The following is a 19,358-nucleotide window of genomic DNA, read 5'->3' as shown; positions in this document are numbered from 1 at the left end:
GTCAGTGCTTTTAGCTGGGCGGGGTTGCTTCGTATTTGGTCTGTGTCTATCATGCTATATAACATAGCAGATTTTTTTCAACCAGCCAAACTCGCGCACACACGAGCGCGCATGGTCTGGATTTAACTTTATTAAAATCTAGTTATTTATCTTTAATCCCAATTGGTCAAAAAATTGGACACATTATCAATAAAATTGGCAAACAGCCTGCTCCCTTCCTACTTTAGTCTATATTTGAGGAGCGATTCAAATCTAACATAGGCAAATAACACGATGAAGATGCGAGAGCGCATCCTGTTCCTACTCTTAATCATTTGGGGCTGTGCAATACCAGGTGCTGTTGCACAACAGGTGCAGGCTCTGCCCAAGCTGGAGCGCTCCTACCTCAACACCTTCTACAAAGAAAATGACCCTTACTCCAAAAAATGCTTCGAGGGTACGATGCTCGATAGAAAAGGGCGGCTCTGGCTTAAACCCTGTGGTGTCGATATTCTGATCAACTCTATTGGTTTGTTCCAGTTTGACGGATATAGCTTTCAGCCTATTGAAGCATTCAAAGAAGATGGAAGCATACTAGACGTCCCATGGGTCAGAGCAGTTGAAGAAAGCGGGCGTATTCTGGGTACTGAAAGGCAAAACGGCTTTTTCGTAATGGACCCCGATACCCGGATAAGCAAAACAAATTTATTCACAGACAACGCTTTACAAATCCTTCGTACGCTTGCCGTATCCACAGAATATGGAAAATCTCATATTCTGGGCATGAAGCAAGACAGTACCCTTGCATTATTCCAACTGGAGGACGATCAGCTCACCCCTATTTCTTCTTTCAGGCACCCAATAACCTCCGGGAGGCTGGATAGCTACTTTTTGCGAAATGAAGAAGAAGAAATCTGGATTGGTTCACCCGACTTCGAAATCATTAGGTTTGATACTGAACGGTTAGAAAAAAAGGTCTATACACTTAAGGATTTTAAGACGAAGGGGTCGATCTCTGTCCCCGATAACAAAGACAATCGGCCACGTCCCAAGGTATTTTTAAATGCTCAGGGAGATGCCTACCTCTTGTTGCCCGCAGTAGAAGGACTACAATTATTGAAATATGATCCCGTCCAGGACCACTTTGCTACTACAGCTGATCAGTTTCCTGATACCTGGCAGGTACAAGATATCTTTCCGGATCAGGCAGGGCAAATTTGCCTGCTGTTCATGGACCGCTCCGGAGATTATCATGCGCTCCTTTCCACCAGCAGCGGTGCGTGGTTTGATTATTCAGATGTAATCGCAGGCCAGAAGGAAATCAGAAGCCTTGCAAGCCAAAATTTCATGCAACAGGTTTTCATGATCACAGGCAAAGGCTTGGTCACCGCAGGGATCCGAAACCAAAAGTTGATCCAGCAAACGCTACAGGGTAAATGGATCAGCTCCATGGCTCAGCTCCCGGACCGACGTGTGCTTATCAATACCGTCAGAGACGGCTGGTTCACATATAATCAGGAGACAGGTGAAACCACTGCCTTCAAGGGTACGGACTGCCACATCACCCCCCCTCCGTTTGGCAACGGGATGAGGCAGCAGATCATTCCCGACGACAAAGGGAGTTTATGGCTACTTTCTCATAGCCATCTTGTGCGCTTTGAACCCCGCCTCCAAAGCTGTAAAACCTACCCTTTGAAAACCCGGTCAGCTCTTTTTGCATTGGTGCGGGATGACCTTGCGATTATTCAATACGGCCGGTCTGAGATTTTGTTTTTGGATTTAAAGACGAATAAAGAAGTATCCTTTGGTCCGGGGGTTCAGCGAAGTTTTCAGGGCTTTGTCCGGGATATCCTGGTAGCCGGCAATGGGATGATTTGGATACCCACCAATAATGGTTTGTGGAGAATAGATCTCGAAAAGGAACAAAGCGAAAAGCTGAGTACCGAACAAGGCTTTTCAGACTTCCGCTTTACTTCCATTTGGGAAGACCAACGGGGACGGTTGTGGCTGGGTACGCTTCTTGGAGGTTTGAACCTCTATGACCCAAAATCAAAAACGATCAAGGTGATCAATAAAGGTCAGGGCCTTTCCAGTAATACCGTCATGAGTATCATTGAGGATAATGAAGGAGATATTTGGGTGGGTACAGAATATGGAATTAATCTGGTTTCAAAAGAAGGGGTAGTCCTCAATAGCTTCCACAAGGAAGATGGGCTCACTTCTGACGTCTTTGAGCGTTTTGACCCTTTTAAGGATGAAGATGGCAAGTTATGGTTTGGCAGTCGGGAAGGGGCCAGTATTCTTGATCCTACTGCCTTAAAGAATGAACTCCAATCCGGAGAAGAGGTCAAGATTTATTTGACGGAGATCGGCTATTACGATACGGAATTGAACGCCGAAGTCGTCCGGCACCGGAACCTGGGCAATTTGGGTGTATTGGAGATCGCACCCGAGCACCCCCATCTGCGCCTCAGGTTTGGGCTTTCCAGTTATCTGAAGCCGAAGGACAACCGATATGCCTATATGATCGAAGGCAAAGACAAAGACTGGCGCTACCTGGGCACTCAGCCGGAACTGAACATCAGCCGTCTGCCTGCCGGAAAATACCGGTTGCTGATAAAGGGGGCTGATTTCAGGAATAACTGGACTACTAACCCTATTGCCATAGATATCCACGCCCGGGAATTCTTTTACAAGCAAGCCTGGTTCTATTTGCTGCTTGCCCTTCCATTTATAGCCTTTGGGCTGCTTTGGGCCCGTAACAAACAGCAGGAGTCCAGGCGGCTGGAACGCGAGGTGAGGCTACGCACCCGGCAGATTCGTAAGGATAAAAAGCTCATCGAGCAGCAAGCGGAAGAACTGAAACAGCTGGATGAGCTGAAGTCCCGGTTTTTTACCAACATTTCTCATGAACTGCGCACGCCAGTGACGCTCATCAAAGCACCACTGGAACATTTAATCCAAGCCCAGGGTTCCTCCCTGACACACACTATAAAAGAGGGCCTGCAGAAAGTACTCAACAACGCTGACAAGCTAAGCCGGCTGATCGAAGAACTGCTCGAACTCTCCAGACTGGAAGCCAAAAAGGCCGAACTAAAGGAAGTGCCTACCCCCCTTGCCGTATTTTGCCGTCAACTGTTTGCCGCTTATGAGTCCGGTGCCCATTTGAAGCATATCGAATACCAGTTGGAATGCGAACTGGAAGAAGATGCCCTCTACCTGATTGACCGCAACCGTTTTGAGAAAATCATCAATAACTTACTGTCCAATGCGCTCAAGTTCACGCCTAAAAACGGGGCCATTACGATGCGGAGCCGGCAAGCCGCCGGGAACCTTTTCATTGAGGTTACCGATAGCGGACGGGGCATCCCCGGAGAGGACCTCCCCCACATATTCGACCGGTACTTCCAAACCCGGAAGACCGAAATAGCCACCGAAGGCGGTACCGGCATTGGCCTGGCCCTGTCCCAGGAAATGGCAGAACTGATGAATGGGGCGATCACCGTAGAGAGCAAATGGGACGAGGGAGCCACTTTCACATTAACCATTCCAGCAAAGCGGGCTGAGGGCGAAAAAGCGGCACACCCACTTCTTTCCAAACCAATACCAGTACGTTCGTTCCCGGAAACGGTCGAACGCCCAGCCTCCCTCAACGGCAGCGGGCACCCGAAAGTCCTGATTGTGGAGGACAATCTCGACATGCAGCAGTTGCTCCTGGAGCTCCTTTCAGATACCTACCACTGCCAGGTGGCCAACCATGGCGCAGAAGCCTGGTCCTGGCTGGAGTCGAAGAGCGCTGAAGTCCAGGATATTGAGTTAATCGTCTCTGATGTTATGATGCCGGAGATGGACGGCTATACCCTTCTGGAAAAAATAAAAGCACATGCAGACTGGCAACAATTGCCCGTCATTATGCTCACTGCACGGTCTGCCGAGGAAGACAAGCTACAGGCCCTGCGCATGGGGGTGGACGACTACCTGCTCAAGCCCTTCTCTCCGGACGAGCTCAAAGCCAGGATGGAAAACCTCATCCGCAACTACCAAACCCGGCAGGCTGTCCCCGAGCCGGATCCTGCACCACTGGCCCAGCCGGATTTTGAATTCAAGACCAAATCAACTTCTGCCGACCAGGACTGGCTAAAGGAAGTAGAAACAGCGGCTAAAGCAGCGCTTGAAAAAGGGATTAAGCTCAACACTCTCCTGCTGGCTGAGCAAGTCTTCCTCAGTGAACGGCAGTTTGCCCGCAGGCTAAAAAAACTCACCGGCCTTACCCCCAATAACTACATTCAGGAGGCCCGGCTTCAACTTGCCCGGCAACTCCTCGAACGGCAGGTGTACACCACCGTCAATGAAGTAGCACAGGCTGCCGGCTACAGCTCGGGCAGCTACCTGACTAAGGTATACGATCAGCGCTTTGGGAAGAAGCCAGGGGATTATTTTCAGTAGGGCTGTACTTCGCATTCCATCCATTAAAAATCACTTGTCTTTTTCGATAGATTTACTATCGAAATCGTGCTTAAATTCCTAATTTTGAGCAGGTGCTTCATCCTATTCCCACGTTCTTCTCCTTTCTTTTCTAAATTCAAGTCATTGCATCAATCAACATACCGATAAGGATGGCTGCGGCAAATGCAGTAACCGTTCCTATAGTGTAGGCTAAAAAGCCTTTGAGGTAGTTGATTTTCTTTCGTTTATCATAAAAGCGGGCGATAGCCCATCCGGCATAAGCATATGCAATCAACCCACCGATACTAAGCATCCCAAACCCAACAAGGCTTTCCACAACTCCAAATACGGCCATAATTAGCATGCCTAACCCAATCACATAAAACAGCAGGATCAGGACTTCGAAGTAATTATAGCCTCTCCTTCGGAAAAGGACCTGAACCCAAAAGGCTATAAAAAAAGCCATTATGATGTTGGCATAGCCATAATTTTTTTGCATCCATACCAGTATATCCCTGACAGCAGACTCCCCGGATACCTGTACGTTTGCCTGAGCATAATCCTTCTCAAAGTTCAGAAATTGCTGCCCTATAGTATAAGCCAACGAACAAACGATAAGAAAAATGACTGGCTTGACTAACCTGCTGCGGTCTTCCTTAATATATCTTCGAATACTATCTCCGGGCCTAAGAAAAAGCTCCCGAATGGTATACAGGATGCCTTTATCAAAGTTGAGCACACTACTCATTTCGGACAGCAAATAGCGCCCGTCAATCCGTTTCAGTTTGCTCGGATGCCCGCAGGCGGAGCAAAATTCACCGGAGAGCTCATGGTTGCAGCGCTTGCACTTGGCGGTCTGAGTCATGGTCATTAGAGGTGTTTCGGGTTTGGACCTTTGAGTAATACAAACTCAATATCGTAAGAAAAAGCAAATAAAAAAGCCCTTCTCTTCGCAATGGCTGCGGCCCGGAGAGAAATCCCAACTCCCCACCGCAAAACCTTGGCAATTTAACCCGAACAAGCGACCTTTGCGCAAATGTTAAATCCATAAGCTGATGATCCACTTCTTCGGAGACCCCCAACGAATCCATTTTGCCGTTCAGGCTACAGCCACCCTCACCGACAGCGATGTGGCCAAGCTCACCTGGCTCTTTGGCGATCAGCCTAAGCTGGAAGGACCGGCAGTAGACGGTCATTTCATCGGCCCACGCGCAGCTATGGTCTCCCCCTGGAGCACCAATGCGGTGGAAATTACCCAAAACATGGGCATCAGCGGCATCCGGAGAATAGAGCAGTACACGCCTTTTTCGGCAACTGCGCCCTTCGACCCTATGCTTAAGCAACGCTTTGACGGGCTCGATCAGCAGCTGTTCACCATACACGTCCAACCGGAGCCCATCCGGCCTGTTGACGATATCTCAGCTTATAATGCGGCGGAGGGCCTGGCCCTGAGCGAGGAGGAAGTCGCTTACCTGGAGGAAGTCGCCGAGCGTATTGGCCGCAAGCTGACCGACTCAGAGGTATTCGGGTTTTCGCAAATCAACAGCGAGCATTGCCGGCACAAGATTTTCAACGGCACCTTCGTGATCGACGGGCAGGAGCAGCCGGACTCCCTGTTCGCTATGATCCGGAAGACTTCCAAAGCCCACCCCAACAGCATCGTCTCGGCATACAAGGACAACGTTGCTTTCCTAAAGGGCCCACAACTCCGCCAATTTGCGCCCGAGCGCCCGGACGAGCCTTCCAACTACAGCAAAAAAGACGTGGATACTGTGGTCTCGCTCAAAGCAGAAACCCACAACTTCCCGACCACAGTGGAGCCTTTCAACGGGGCAGCCACCGGCAGCGGAGGGGAAATCCGGGACCGCATGGCAGGTGGCATCGGCTCGCTGCCCCTGGCCGGAACAGCGGTGTACATGACCGCCTACTCCCGCCTGATGGAAAACCGCCCCTGGGAAAAAGCCATACCCGAGCGGCAGTGGCTGTACCAAACGCCCATGGACATCCTCATCAAAGCCTCCAACGGAGCCTCTGATTTTGGCAATAAATTCGGGCAGCCCCTCATTGCCGGCTCTCTGCTCACCTTCGAGCACGCTGAGCACGCCCGCCAACTGGGTTTTGACAAAGTCATTATGCTGGCTGGGGGCGTGGGCTCGGGCATCCTGGATCAGGCCCTGAAACAAACGCCCCGGAAAGGCGATAAAATCGTGCTGCTGGGTGGCGACAACTACCGCATTGGTATGGGCGGCGCTGCCGTTTCCTCAGCCGATACCGGTGCCTTCGACACGGGTATCACCCTGAATGCCGTGCAGCGTTCCAACCCGGAAATGCAGAAGCGGGTTGCCAATACCATACGTAACCTCGTGGAAAGTACAAAGAACCCCATCATCGCCATTCACGACCACGGCGCAGGCGGCCACCTCAACTGCTTTTCCGAACTGGTGGAAGAGACCGGTGGCCGCATCGACCTGGACGCCTTGCCCATCGGAGACCCCACTCTTTCTGCCAAAGAAATACTGGGCAATGAATCCCAAGAACGTATGGGGCTGATTGTCGCTTCCGATGACCTTCCGCTCCTGCAAAAAATCGCGGAGCGCGAACGGGCCCCAATGTATGTCGTAGGCGAAGTGACCGGCGACATGCGCTTCTCGGCCGTTTCCGAATCCAGAGCTGAGAAACCGCTGGACCTCGACCTGGCGGACCTCTTTGGCAGCTCTCCGAAGACCATTATGGAAGATCAGGCCGTGGAGCGGCAGTACGAGGCCGTAGACTATGACCCTGACAAAATTCAGGAATACCTGGAGCAGGTACTCCGCCTGGAAGCCGTGGCCTGCAAGGATTGGCTGACCAATAAGGTAGACCGCTGCGTGGGAGGCCTGGTGGCCAAACAGCAGTGTGCCGGCCCGCTGCAACTGCCCCTAAACAACTGCGGCGTTATGGCGCTGGGGTACGACACTCCAAATGGCGTCGCTACTTCCATAGGACACGCTCCGGTCAATGCCCTGATCGACCCGAAAGCCGGTTCCAGAAATGCCATTACCGAAGCACTGACCAATATCGTCTGGGCACCGCTGGAGGAAGGGCTGAAGTCCGTCTCCCTCTCTGCTAACTGGATGTGGCCCTGCCGCAACGAGGGGGAAGACGCCCGCCTGTACGAAGCGGTGCAGGCGGTATCCGACTTCTGCATCGAACTCGGCATCAACGTGCCCACTGGCAAGGACTCCCTGTCCATGAAGCAGAAATATCCGGATGGGGATGTACTGGCGCCGGGTACGGTGATCATTTCCGGGGTAGGTGTTTGCTCGGATATCAATAAGGTTGTTGAGCCGGTATTCCAAAAGGACGCTGGCCCGGTGTACTACCTCAATCTTTCGCAGGATGACTTTCAACTGGGTGGCAGTTCCTTCGCGCAGGTGCGCAATAAGATTGGCTCAAAAGCCCCGGATGTCAAGGGTGCTCAGAAGCTGGCGGCGGCCTTCAATGCGCTACAAGACTTGATTAAAAGCGGAGCAGTCGTTGCCGGACATGACGTAGCCTCCGGCGGACTGATCACCACCCTGCTGGAAATGTGCTTTGCAGACAACAACCTCTCCGCCGACCTTGACCTAAGTGTACTCGGGGAGCCCGATACGGTCAAGGTTTTGTTTGCAGAAAATGCCGGTGTAGTTTTGCAGCTAAGAGATGAAGAAAGTGCCGCCGCGCTTGCCGACTTCCCCATCCCCTGCCACCGCATCGGTATCGTGACTTCCGGAGATGCTTTACGCATCCAAAATGGTGAGGAGCAGCACACCTTCGACATCCCCAAACTCCGGGACGCGTGGTACGAAACCTCCTGGCTGCTCGACCAAAAGCAAACGGCCAATGGGCTGGCCGATGCGCGCTACGCCAATTATAAAAACCAACCGCTGCAGTATCAATTCCCTGCCCATTTCAGCGGCCGACTGCCGGAGCTAAAAGAGAATGCCCACAAACCCAAAGCCGCCATCCTGCGCGAAAAGGGCAGCAACTCCGAACGCGAGCTGGCTCACGCGCTGTACCTGGCTGGCTTTGAAGTCCGGGACGTGCACATGACCGACCTGATGACCGGCAAGGAGACGCTGGAAGACATCCAATTCCTGGGCGCCGTAGGCGGCTTCTCTAATTCCGATGTACTGGGCTCTGCCAAAGGCTGGGCGGGCACCTTCAAGTACAACGAGCTGGCCAAAAAGGCACTTGAAGACTTCTTCGCACGCGAGGATGTGCTCTCGGTAGGCATTTGCAACGGCTGTCAGCTATTCATGGAGCTCGGGCTCATCTACCCGGAGCAGGATCCGCACCCGCTGATGGATTTTAATGATTCCCACAAGCACGAAAGCGGTTTCACTTCCGTGAAAATTGGCAAAAACAACTCCGTGATGCTGTCCGGTCTGGAGGGTAGTACCCTGGGCGTTTGGATTTCCCATGGCGAGGGTAAATTTGACCTAAAGGGGGCTGAAACCGATTACAATATCATTGCGAAGTACGGGTACGAAGCCTATCCCGCCAACCCCAATGGCAGTGCCTACAACACCGCTATGCTCGTCAGCGCGGATGGCCGCCACCTGGCTACGATGCCGCACATTGAGCGGTCTGTCTTCCCCTGGAACTGGGCGCACTACCCTGCTGGCCGGCAGGATGAGGTATCGCCCTGGCTTCAGGCATTTGTGAATGCGCGGGAGTGGCTGGTGAACCGGGCGGGGTAAGCAACTTCTCCTTTTGCTGGCCGCCAGCTACAAATGCCCGAAAAGTCAGGTTGCCGCCCCGGTCGGTCTACTCAATGCCTTGCAGCGTTATTCCTTTGCTTTTCCTTTAAGCAAAGTATTCTGCTCTTCCAGCAGCTGCGTTACCCGGTTCAGCAATTCAATATCCCGTGGGGTGGCTACGGTGGTATCTGAGGTATCCTGCGCCCTGCCTTTGAGGCGGTTCATAAACTTGACCACGCCAAAAACGACCAGGCTGATGATCAGAAAATCGACGGACACCTCGATCAGCTTTCCGTAACCCACTGTGATGGCCTCAGCCTGGACGGCTCCATCCGCGTACACGGCTTCCTGCAGCACCCACTTTTTATCCTCCATATTGACCCCATTGGTCAGTAAAGACAAGGGAGGCAGAAAGATCTGCTTTACAATCGTATCCACCACCTGGTTGAAAGCCGTTCCAATGATGACACCAATGGCAATATCAATCATATTGCCTTTGACCGCGAACTCCTTAAATTCATCGAGGATTTTTTTCATGGATGTTGTTTTATGCATTGGATGTAGAAGTAATAACAGCCCTAAGTGACGGAGAAAAAATAAAGGATACAATTTTGATTCGCTAAAATTTTCTAACCAACTGACCAAAGGAAGGTTGTGTGGGAATTTTAGCGAATCCTAAAGAAAATTGTATCCTTTATTTCCGTCAAACTACTAAGGTGCTGTGGGTCATTGCAAGGACAGAACCCACCCTGGAGCTTCGCCAGTTCAATACACCCTAAATCCTTTTTGTTACAAATAAGGGGTTATTCATTACAAAATCTGGATTTATGATCAAAAAGCGCCGGGCATTACAAGATTTGATGCAATGGGCAGAAAGCCCAAACCGAAAGCCGCTACTCATCCGCGGAGCCCGACAGGTAGGCAAGTCGACCCTCGTGCGCATGCTTGCAAGCAACTTTGATCATTTCATTAAACTTAACGCTGAAAAGCCTGCCGCATAGCTTGCGCCACCTGTCATCACTGACTTAAAAAAAACGCCCCCGGCTTCAGTTTATTGATACGGGATTGCTGAATCATACCCTCCAAATCCAATCGCAGTTTCTGGGCCTGGCAGACTTAAATAGCCTTTACCGGGGGTTTATCGTGCAGCACTTACTGAGTCAGGAGTTGATTGCACTTCACAACAACCAGGATTTCAAGCCCCATTTCTGGGTAAGGGAAAAAGCCAACGCCAATGCCGAAGTGGACCTGGTTTATCCCTATGAGGGGCAACTGCTGCCGATTGAGGTAAAAGCCGGGCCACAGGGGCGGCTGCGGTCCCTGCATCAGTTTGTGGAGCGCGGGCAACCGCCCTTTGCCATCCGGTTTTTGAACAACACCGTATCTGCGGAGAACGCCCGGACACCCGCCGGATACGAATACCGCTTAATCAACCTCCCTTACTACCTAATGAGTCAGCTGGAAGGGTACTTAAAATGGGCCGCCGATCGTCAATAGCGGAGGTTGGAAAGCCCTAAAACGACCGTATTTACAGCTTTCGCAAAAGAATCTCCCCTGTTTTTAATCCGCCTGCCGGGAAATCGCCGTACTTTGATTAAAAGAGACACACTCCTTTAGTCGCATGAAAAAAGCCACCACATATCTCCTGCTCGTCGTGCTTAGCGTCAATATTTTTGGCGCAGGTACCGGAGCCCTGATACACTGGCTTTCTCATGCACTTGAAGGAGGAGAAGTCCACTGGCACACGCACCACCACGGTGCAGGCCATGCCCATCATCACGATGAGGCTCACCGTGCAGGCCACCATCATACGCATCATGAGGCCATTACCTTTTTACTGGATACCTTTAGTGCATTTGATCAGGAGGCTTCCGAGCAGTGCCTCCTCCACCTCAACTGGCTCATGCTGAGCCTTACCGGACTGCTAAGCACAATGCATTACGCTTCTGCTCCCGAGACAAGCCTCAGTGCCCTATCGATCGGCATGCTTTTGCCTTATCAGTCCGTTCACCCGCTTATACCCTGCCCGCCTCCCAGAATCCTAGGCTAACTTATTCCGTCTATTTATTCTATTTCATGAAGGTGCCGAAGCAATTGCTCTGCTTTGCAGTCAGATTGGTTTGGCCTGAATTACCGTTTCGCGGCAAACACAGCCTGCCTTTTCTTGCAGTTAGCCATGGTATTGCGGTGTCCCTTCATACCTGTATTCCAAAGCCTGGAAAGTCCAGGCCCAATTCCTTATGTAACGGGCTGTGCACTACGCAACCGCCTGTTGCCCTATCAAAAATTATTATTGTGAAACGAACACAACTACTCATAAAACTCACTTTTGCCCTAATATTTAGTCTCAGTGCGACCCTCCTTTGGGGCCAGTCCAATGGCCGTATTAGCGGCACCATACAATCTGAAGCTGAAGAACCGCTGGTAGCCGTCAACGTCGCCATCAGGGGCACTTCCCAGGGCGCGACCACCAACGAATCCGGACAATTTACCATTGCCAACCTGTCGCCGGGCACCTACACCCTCGACATAAGTTCTGTGGGGTACAAACGCCACAGCGAGCCCGTCGTAGTAACAGCCGGGCAAACGGCAAAGGTCGACATCACCCTCCGGCAAACGGCGACCTCCCTAAGCGAAATCTACGTCCGCGGCGAAGCCCTCAACCGGGAAAACAATACCATTACCGTTGACATCATCGGGCAGGAGGAAATCCAAAGCCTGAATATCGAACAGCCCCTGCGGCTGATTGAGCAGGTGCCGGGCGTTGACCTCGTCGCTTACCGGCAGGGAGGCGTAGCCGATCAGTTCTCCATTCGCGGATTCGGCGGCGGCGGTCACGCCGGGGAAGCCGGGGCGGAAATCGATGGCATTTCGCTAAACGAAGCGGAAGGCCACTCGGATGGCTATGCTGACTTAAACGTCCTCATCCCCCTCAATTTGAAATCGATGAAAGTCTACAAAGGCCCTTCATCCGTACTGTTTGGCCGGTTTGCACAGGGTGGCACCCTGGCATTAGAGACCCGCAAAGGCGGCAACTATCAGGACGTAAGCGTCACCGGCGGTTCCTTTAACACCTTTGATGCACAGGTCGCCATTGGCAAAGGCATCCCGCTCGGTGCGTCCGATCACCAACTACAGACCAACCTCGCCTTCCAGCTTTTCCGGACCGATGGGTATTCCGAAAATTCAGAAACGCTGCGCGGTAACCTCACGGGCCGGTTTTCTTATGATCTGAGCGATAAAACGGACATCGCCCTGTCCCTGCGCGGCCACAGCAGCGAATGGAATGCCCCAGGCTACATTTCCGAAACTCAGTTTGAAGACGATGACCGGCGGAACCTGCAGGACCCCAATGGAGAAAACGACGGTGGCAATAAGCAGTTTTACACCCAGCGCCTTGATCTCAACCACAGCTTTAGCGATAACCTTCGCCTCCTGGTATTTGGGTATGCGGTGCAGCAGGAATTTACCCGTTTTGCCAAATTTGGCTTCCAGCCCGGCGGGCAGTCGGAGCGGTTCAACACCCGCGATGTGTATGCCTCCGGTGCCAGCCTGAATGGCTACAGTGAGCTCTCCGGTATTTCCGTCAACTGGATTGCCGGCCTGGAGTACTACAGCGAGCAAACGGAGCGGATGCGCTGGGCCACCGAAGACCGGGTGCGTCAGGCGCAAACGCAGGACCGCTTGTTTACCATTCAATCGGTATCGGCTTATGCACAAGGGGAATTTGACATCAGCCCTTACTTCCGTCCTTCCATAGGACTGCGGTATGACACTTACTTCGGCAGCTTTGAAGCGAATGACCCCGGGCAAAATGCAGTGAACGACCAAATTGACGGTCTGTACAACGTTAGCCCAAAGGTAGGCGTTCGCTCCACTCTGTACGAAGGGTTCGATCTGCGCGCGAGTGTTTCCAATGGCTTTTCGCTGCCCAACAGCGCTCTGAAGTACGAAGCCGGGCTCGACCTCGGGCCAGTACAGCTGTGGCAGTATGAAGTAGGCGCCACCTATCTGCCCAATCACTGGCTGGAGCTGGACGTTGCCGGTTTCATCCTGGACTCTTCCAACGAAATTGTGGAGAACCCACCGGGATCCCTGGAGTTTTTCAATGCCGGAGCAACCCGCCGCATGGGGGTAGAATCTAAAATAGCGTTGACGCCCCTGCCTGGGCTGCGCCTGGCGGGTACCTTCTCCTACATTGAGACGGAGATCACCAACAATCCGGAGGACAACCTGGAAGGCAAAGGCCTGACTGGCGTGCCTCAGACCATCGGCACGCTGGATATTTCCTATGTCACCTCATCCGGCCTTGGCAGCCGCTTCCGGTTCCGGGATGTGGGGCGGTACTTCATTTCGCCAGATAACGAAGCTTCCTACGAGGGCTACACCGTATCCCACCTTTCCTTCTTCTACAATTTCAACAAACAGTCTTCGAGGGAAGGGCGGATTTTCATGGAAATCCAGAACCTGTTTAATGCCCGCTACGCAGAGTCTGTATTTGGCAGCGTGGATGCCCGGTCTTTTGCACCGGCTCCACTGCGGAATTACAGCGTTGGTGTCCGGTACGGCTTCTAAAGAGTAACACGCTGGGCTGAGGCTGCCCTTCCGGTAAGCCTCAGCCCTTTTCTTTTACAAAAATTCAAACCTTACAGATATGAAAAACCCAAAGAGTACAATCGTTGCTGCCCTGATTTTGGCGGCCCTTTCTTTCTTCATCGTTTACTGCACCCATTCTCATGCGGAAGACGGGCACACCCATGCTCACGACGGAACAGCACATACGCATGATCATGGTGCAGGTACCCACACCCACGGGCATGGAGGCGACGGGCACAGCCACCCCAATGCAGATGGCAGCCCGGCTTTCCGCTTCCTGGCGATGAACGGGGAGTTCCGGATGAACCCCAATGACTCCCTGACGGAAAGTGACCCGCGCAACCCCAGCCGCCTCGTACTGAAAACCAGTGAGGACAAAGGCTCGCTCTCCCGTATGGCTTTCTACGCCCATGACGATATGGAGCAAAAGCTGGCGGAATGCGGCTACCAGTACATCGGCAGCCGGCCAGACCCGCATTACTTCCCGGAGCAGTCCAAGACATCCATCTGGGATGTGTTCCAAAAAGTAGAAGACTACGATGGAGACTGTGCGGCATTTAAGTACGTCATCTCCCGTTCACCGCACGGCGACCCCATCCACATGCACCTGCGGTACGGAGATGATGTAGAGGCCCTGCTGGCTATGAGCAATGATGAAAAGGACAATCAGTTTAACCCCTGGTGGTCGACTTACTGTGATATTGAGCGGACGACTTCGTGTGACTAGTCGTTATTTAATTTCCTAAAAAAAGCGCCCGGTAGCTGCAACAGCACCGGGCGCTTGTTATTTAAGCCGTAAATTAAATACAATCACGAATGCGTATGCAGATGAGCAGCCGCTTCCGCCTGCCCACTAAAAAAGCCATACAACTGGTAAGCCAGCAGAGCTGCACCAGCCACAATCAAGCCAACATTAACGACCTTGTAAAAGACCGGGTAAGGCTTCGACTGCTGTATTTTTTTTAGCACAAAAACGATGGGGATGAGTGCAAGGACCTGCCCCACTTCTACGCCGACATTAAAGCTCAGGATTTTTGCCAGAAACTGATCGGCACCAAGATCAAACGACTGCAGGCGGGTAGACAACCCGAACCCATGAATCAGCCCGAAGGAAAAGACCATAAACAACAGGTCAGGAGCTGGTGCTTTGAACACCCGTTCAAAACCATTGAGGTTTTCGAAGCCTTTGTACACTACGCTAAGCGCGATGACCGCATCCACGAGATGTTCATCTGCCGTGATGCCCAGGTAAGTGGCACCAATGAGGGTAATGCAGTGCCCAAGGGTAAAAACGGTGATGAACCGAAGGATATCCCTGAAGTTGTTGAGGTAAAAAATAACGCCAGCCAGAAAAAGCAGGTGGTCGTAGCCCGTGAGCATATGCTTGGCGCCCACATAGACATAGGCACCCAGCCCTCCCCCATTCAGGGTAGCCTGATCGGCGCTGCTGACGCCGTGGGCCATCAATAAAACTGGCAGGGCCGATAAGGGGAAAAAACAGATTAGTGTTCGTAAGGTCTTGTTCATAATAAAGGTTTTACCTTTACTTACGAAAAATAGCCGCCGGCAGGATTAAGAGCGTGTTGGGACTTTAGTAACCGGCCTGTAAATAGTCCGAATAATAGGGGGGGCAAACCAGTTGGCAAACGTTTTTTTCTAAAAAAACTTTATTCGGTGCTATCTCTATAAATTTTTCCATCCTTCATTATAAATACAACATTTCCTATTGTAGCGATAAAATCATTTAAAACATCTCCCTTCACCGCTATTATATCCGCATAGGCTTGAGGGCTTATTAGTCCGATTTCATTTTCCTTCTTTAGCTGTACAGCAGAAATATATGTACTAGACTGTAGAATGTCTAATGGCTTCATACCTGCTTCAAAATAATACCTAAACATATCTTTTGAGGACTCCCCGCGAGATACATTTATATCCGTATAGTTATCGGAACCGGCTACAATCAGAACTCCTTTATCGATTGCTCTTTTTAGTCGATTTTCTAATTTACCCATATAGCCATCTATCCAATCCAACTCACTTTCTTTATAGCCTGCAAGTTTAGCATATGTTTCCATGTAGGACCTACTATTTTCTGTGGGTACTAAAAAAACATGTTCTTCCGCCATTTTGATTAAAGTGGTATCTGCTACATTAAAACCGTGCTCAATTCCGTCCACTCCTCCTTCGATTGCATTCCAGGCAGATTGATTTGTCACACAGTGAGCCGTAACAATTAAGCCGTACGAGTGAGCAGTTTCAACAATCGATTTGATTTCGGCTACCGTTAAATAGGTTTTATTCGGAATGTTATCAGCACAAATTTTAATTAAGTCTACATTCTGAATAACGTGCTCACGAACTGCATTTTTTGCATCTTCTGGGCTTTTTATAATTCGATACTCTAAATCTATAATATCTTGGTGTTCGGGCAACACTCCATAAATTTGCCCGCCATCTGCTGCCAAAATAGGCCCTGAAGCAAAAATACGTGGACCTTCAATCGTTCCCTCATTTATAGCATCCCTTAGCGCTACATCAAGATATAGACCAGAGTTGCCAATATCCTTAATACTTGTTATGCCCTGATCCAAATAACTTTTGGCTCTTTTATAACCGCGCAGTACTCTCAGCGCATCACTTTCCATAGTGAGTGAATGAACACTATGTTCTGCAAAATCTTCATCAGCATCCTGAGAAAAAAGCACATGTGTATGAGCATCTATTAATCCAGGGAGAACAGTGTATTCAGATAAATCAATGACTTGACTGATCTTAGGTAATGCTTCAAACTCACCAATAGATGCAATTTTCTTGCCCTGAACTTTAATGAGCTTGTCTTTCAGTAATTTGTTATTTTTACTATCATACAAGAAGCCGGCTTTTATGTATGTAATATTGTCTTGTCCTAATAATTTTGTTTGAAAAGAAACAACAATAATGAATAAAAATATAGCGGCTTTTAACATGTTCCTTTTTATTGAGTTTAAGAGCGTGTTGGGCGGAGCCTGCCCTGCAGAATGCGGGGTCAAATAAGTATTTTTCCATGACGTCCCGGTATGACCGGGATTCACAACACTTTGGTTATCCGCAGAAGTGCTCCTCCAAACATGCTCTAATCATTTTTCATTCATTTAAAGTCCAAATTAATGCTTTTTCTTTGGTTGCTCTGAAAATCGTGTTGTGTTTTTCATTTGGTTCGTCAGAATACTTCCATATCAAATCTTTATCCGACTCCTTTAACTTCTGAGCTAACTCATTAGTATGAGTTGAAATATCAGTGGCGTCTGAACCTGCAAACCAAAGTTTCTTCTCGTTATGGTAAGTATCCTTTGATAAATTTTCAAAGTTTTTTACCAGATACTGTTCATTATACCATAGCGCAGGATCCATTGCAATATAATAATCGAACATTTCATTATCTAAAAGGAAGGTTTCTATTACGAAAATACCAGCAGCTGATTCACCTATTATTGCTTTTTTATTAAGTGTTCTATACCTTTTATCAATTTCAGGAAACAATTCATTTTTTATAAAGCTTCTAAAGTTCTCCGATCCTCCTGGATTCGGAACAATTGTCAAGTCGTATTCAATTTCTGTAGGTCCAGATAAATCTCTCCTCCTTTCAGTATTTTCGATACCCACCAAGATATAGGGAGGAATTTTATTCCCTTTAATCAGTTCTTCCAAAGTATTTGCGATGTGCGGAAAATCTTCTTTTATTCCGCCATCCGGCATATAAAGTACGGGAAAACTATCTGCTGACTCAGTATAGCCTGGTGGTGTCCAAATATTGATAACGCGTTCCTCGTTTACGAATTTTGAACTTATGGTCAAACTGTCGTATTTAGGAATTGGATCGTTATACGTAATTACTTTATTGCTGCAGCTAAACGTCACAGCGATCATGAGTAGCAAGTAAATTGTTTTTTTCATAATGTTATTTTCTTAATGAGTACTCTTGTTTCAAAGCTTGTTTAGAGTTTTTCGTAGTTGATCACTGTTAAATAAAATCCTTCCCGCAAACTGAAGGACGGGCTATCTAACTAAGGTTAAACTCGGTTTTCGTGCCTCTTCTAACCAAAAAATTATTAGTTTTCGACTAGAAGACAAAGGTCCAACACGCTCTAAGCATTTCTTTTTATTTTAAATTCCGAAATAAATAAGTCCGCTTATTAGTAATAGCAAAATCCATTGACCAAGTTTTAAATAATTTTTCGGAAACTTTTTTGAAATACCAATTATCAAAGCCCATACTATTGCATAACCGAGAAAATAGGTAGCTAAAATCTGCAATAAGGTTGTTTCATTGTCAAAGTAATTGGTAAAATTAATCAGGGCAAGGCCAATCGCCGCGAAAAGCAAATCAAATGAAACCCAATGCCATCCACATCTTGCCATGGTCCATTTTTCTCTTTTTTGGAAGTTCTCGTCAATTTCACTTGTCGGCTCGTTCAGCTTCAACTCTTGGTCACCGACAAAAGTGTGGATTACAAATGCCAAAAAAGCTAAAATATTTGCTGTAAGAATTAGTATGCTCATAATTAATAGTCTATAAATTGGTTTAACTCTTTCCTAACTTCTTTTGCGTAATCACTACTTTGTTTTTCATATCGAATCATTTCGTGATACCCAATTAAGTGCTTGTAAAATAGTGATGACTTAATTTTTGCATCCTGATCTGAATATCCCATTTCCTGTAAAAGACCTTTTACATATTCAATTCTTTCAGAGTCAATTTTTTCAATAATACTTTTAGTCTTTTTTTCTTTTTTAGCGTATCGTTTTAAGTGGAAAATGAAATCTTGATTGGGTTTCTGTTTATACGAAAGATTAATCAGCATTTTAAATTTTTGCAGTGCTGATTTTTCAGCGTTTGTTAATGCTATGATCTGTTCCGTTTCGTCATTAATCCAAAATTCGATGAGTTGCTGAATAAATTCTTTTTTTGTTTTGAAATGCCAATAGAAACTTGACTTGTTGACTTTCAGTTTTTCGGCCATTGTTTCAATTACAATACCTGAAATTCCTTTTTCAGAAAAGAGCTTGTATCCTAAATCCACCCAATCTTCTTTTTTTGCAATAATCTTCGGCATAATTAGACGTCATCGTTTAGAAAACAAATATAGGCAAAACTATTTAATAAACGGTATCGTCTAGTAAATTTAGTTGTAATGCTTTTGATCTAAGAGTGCGTTTGGAGCAAAAGACAGTTGATAATCAAGGATTTATGGTTCTGGCGAAGTCACTAAATTAGAGCTTAGCGGGCTAAATGAAAATTTAGTGAGGAAGTCAGAGCTTGCCCCGCATTTCTGCGGGGTTCATAAAGCGTTGGTTTGCAATAGTAACGAGCTCCAAACATGCTCTAAAGCCTAATTTTGCCGGATGCGGGCAGCCAAAAAACCGCTCGGCTCCGGTTTCGTGCAACACCAGAGCGGAAAGTCTTGGCTTTCAGCCGACTTTCGCTCTTAATTATTGGCTCTATGCTAAATCGTGTGGGTAATAGCAAAAAAGCGAGTAAATTTGGTGGATGAAAAACAAGGAACTATTCGCGATGGCATTGGGGATTAATACTCCATGGTTTATACAAAAGATTGAATTCACCGAAAGTGAGTT

The 19,358-nt window shown here is 48.8% G+C and carries 14 protein-coding genes; 7 read left to right on the top strand and 7 right to left on the bottom strand.

The window, feature by feature from the left end; genetic code table 11:
• Positions 1–273: 273 nt before the first annotated feature.
• Positions 274–4,425: an ATP-binding protein gene (locus tag RIC19_RS04070; protein WP_350177013.1), complete on the top strand. Its 4,152-nt coding sequence runs from the start codon at positions 274–276 to the stop codon at positions 4,423–4,425.
• Positions 4,426–4,561: 136 nt separating this feature from the next.
• On the opposite strand, the gene RIC19_RS04065 is transcribed toward RIC19_RS04070, so the two are convergent.
• Positions 4,562–5,296 (bottom strand): DUF3667 domain-containing protein, encoded by a 735-nt coding sequence (locus RIC19_RS04065; protein ID WP_350177012.1) that lies wholly within the window; start codon positions 5,294–5,296, stop codon positions 4,562–4,564.
• 184 nt (positions 5,297–5,480) lie between these two features.
• Between RIC19_RS04065 and purL the strand changes: the two genes are divergently transcribed.
• Positions 5,481–9,146: a phosphoribosylformylglycinamidine synthase gene (gene purL / locus RIC19_RS04060; protein WP_350177011.1), complete on the top strand. Its 3,666-nt coding sequence runs from the start codon at positions 5,481–5,483 to the stop codon at positions 9,144–9,146.
• Positions 9,147–9,233: 87 nt separating this feature from the next.
• Here purL and mscL read toward each other — a convergent pair whose 3' ends face one another.
• Positions 9,234–9,683, bottom strand: a complete 450-nt coding sequence (gene mscL, locus RIC19_RS04055; protein ID WP_350177010.1) for a large conductance mechanosensitive channel protein MscL — start codon at positions 9,681–9,683, stop codon at positions 9,234–9,236.
• 290 nt (positions 9,684–9,973) lie between these two features.
• Here mscL and RIC19_RS04050 point away from each other — a divergent pair, with 290 nt between their 5' ends.
• The 5 genes from RIC19_RS04050 to RIC19_RS04030 all read left to right on the top strand — a co-directional run bounded on the left by RIC19_RS04050 (position 9,974) and on the right by RIC19_RS04030 (position 14,469).
• Entirely contained in the window at positions 9,974–10,147 is a 174-nt protein-coding gene (locus RIC19_RS04050) for an AAA family ATPase (protein WP_350177009.1), read from the top strand.
• Positions 10,148–10,211: 64 nt separating this feature from the next.
• A complete protein-coding gene (locus RIC19_RS04045) occupies positions 10,212–10,643 on the top strand; it encodes a DUF4143 domain-containing protein (RefSeq protein WP_502930822.1) in 432 nt (143 codons plus the stop codon).
• Between the two features lie 124 nt (positions 10,644–10,767).
• A complete protein-coding gene (locus RIC19_RS04040; protein ID WP_350177008.1) occupies positions 10,768–11,196 on the top strand; it encodes a hypothetical protein in 429 nt (142 codons plus the stop codon).
• A 245-nt stretch (positions 11,197–11,441) separates the two neighbouring features.
• The gene (locus RIC19_RS04035; RefSeq protein ID WP_350177007.1) at positions 11,442–13,721 is read left to right on the top strand and encodes a TonB-dependent receptor; all 2,280 of its coding nucleotides are present in this window, start codon (positions 11,442–11,444) and stop codon (positions 13,719–13,721) included.
• Between the two features lie 79 nt (positions 13,722–13,800).
• Positions 13,801–14,469, top strand: a complete 669-nt coding sequence (locus RIC19_RS04030) for a hypothetical protein (RefSeq protein WP_350177006.1) — start codon at positions 13,801–13,803, stop codon at positions 14,467–14,469.
• Between the two features lie 83 nt (positions 14,470–14,552).
• Here the strand turns inward: RIC19_RS04030 and RIC19_RS04025 are convergent, their stop codons facing one another.
• From RIC19_RS04025 to RIC19_RS04005, 5 genes are all read right to left on the bottom strand, one after another.
• Positions 14,553–15,269: a HupE/UreJ family protein gene (locus RIC19_RS04025; protein ID WP_350177005.1), complete on the bottom strand. Its 717-nt coding sequence runs from the start codon at positions 15,267–15,269 to the stop codon at positions 14,553–14,555.
• Positions 15,270–15,409: 140 nt separating this feature from the next.
• A complete protein-coding gene (locus RIC19_RS04020) occupies positions 15,410–16,711 on the bottom strand; it encodes a metal-dependent hydrolase family protein (RefSeq protein ID WP_350177004.1) in 1,302 nt (433 codons plus the stop codon).
• Between the two features lie 157 nt (positions 16,712–16,868).
• Positions 16,869–17,678, bottom strand: coding sequence for an alpha/beta hydrolase (locus RIC19_RS04015; RefSeq protein WP_350177003.1), 810 nt, complete (start codon positions 17,676–17,678; stop codon positions 16,869–16,871).
• A 210-nt stretch (positions 17,679–17,888) separates the two neighbouring features.
• A complete protein-coding gene (locus RIC19_RS04010; RefSeq protein ID WP_350177002.1) occupies positions 17,889–18,284 on the bottom strand; it encodes a hypothetical protein in 396 nt (131 codons plus the stop codon).
• Between the two features lie 2 nt (positions 18,285–18,286).
• Positions 18,287–18,838, bottom strand: coding sequence for a TetR/AcrR family transcriptional regulator (locus RIC19_RS04005; RefSeq protein WP_350177001.1), 552 nt, complete (start codon positions 18,836–18,838; stop codon positions 18,287–18,289).
• Between the last annotated feature and the right edge of the window lie 520 nt (positions 18,839–19,358).

The sequence above is a fragment of the Phaeodactylibacter sp. genome (assembly GCF_040219495.1).
Classification (GTDB): Bacteria; Bacteroidota; Bacteroidia; order Chitinophagales; family Saprospiraceae; genus Phaeodactylibacter.
This window is presented reverse-complemented; position numbering and strand designations above follow the sequence as displayed.

What these genes read in the sequence shown, in the direction of transcription:
- RIC19_RS04070 (WP_350177013.1), top strand. Translation starts at nt 274, where the DNA reads ATGAAGATGCGAGAGCGCATCCTGTTCCTACTCTTAATCATTTGGGGC.
- RIC19_RS04065 (WP_350177012.1), bottom strand. Translation starts at nt 5,296, where the DNA reads ATGACCATGACTCAGACCGCCAAGTGCAAGCGCTGCAACCATGAGCTC.
- purL (WP_350177011.1), top strand. Translation starts at nt 5,481, where the DNA reads ATGATCCACTTCTTCGGAGACCCCCAACGAATCCATTTTGCCGTTCAG.
- mscL (WP_350177010.1), bottom strand. Translation starts at nt 9,683, where the DNA reads ATGAAAAAAATCCTCGATGAATTTAAGGAGTTCGCGGTCAAAGGCAAT.
- RIC19_RS04050 (WP_350177009.1), top strand. Translation starts at nt 9,974, where the DNA reads ATGATCAAAAAGCGCCGGGCATTACAAGATTTGATGCAATGGGCAGAA.
- RIC19_RS04040 (WP_350177008.1), top strand. Translation starts at nt 10,768, where the DNA reads ATGAAAAAAGCCACCACATATCTCCTGCTCGTCGTGCTTAGCGTCAAT.
- RIC19_RS04030 (WP_350177006.1), top strand. Translation starts at nt 13,801, where the DNA reads ATGAAAAACCCAAAGAGTACAATCGTTGCTGCCCTGATTTTGGCGGCC.
- RIC19_RS04025 (WP_350177005.1), bottom strand. Translation starts at nt 15,269, where the DNA reads ATGAACAAGACCTTACGAACACTAATCTGTTTTTTCCCCTTATCGGCC.
- RIC19_RS04020 (WP_350177004.1), bottom strand. Translation starts at nt 16,711, where the DNA reads ATGTTAAAAGCCGCTATATTTTTATTCATTATTGTTGTTTCTTTTCAA.
- RIC19_RS04015 (WP_350177003.1), bottom strand. Translation starts at nt 17,678, where the DNA reads ATGAAAAAAACAATTTACTTGCTACTCATGATCGCTGTGACGTTTAGC.
- RIC19_RS04010 (WP_350177002.1), bottom strand. Translation starts at nt 18,284, where the DNA reads ATGAGCATACTAATTCTTACAGCAAATATTTTAGCTTTTTTGGCATTT.
- RIC19_RS04005 (WP_350177001.1), bottom strand. Translation starts at nt 18,838, where the DNA reads ATGCCGAAGATTATTGCAAAAAAAGAAGATTGGGTGGATTTAGGATAC.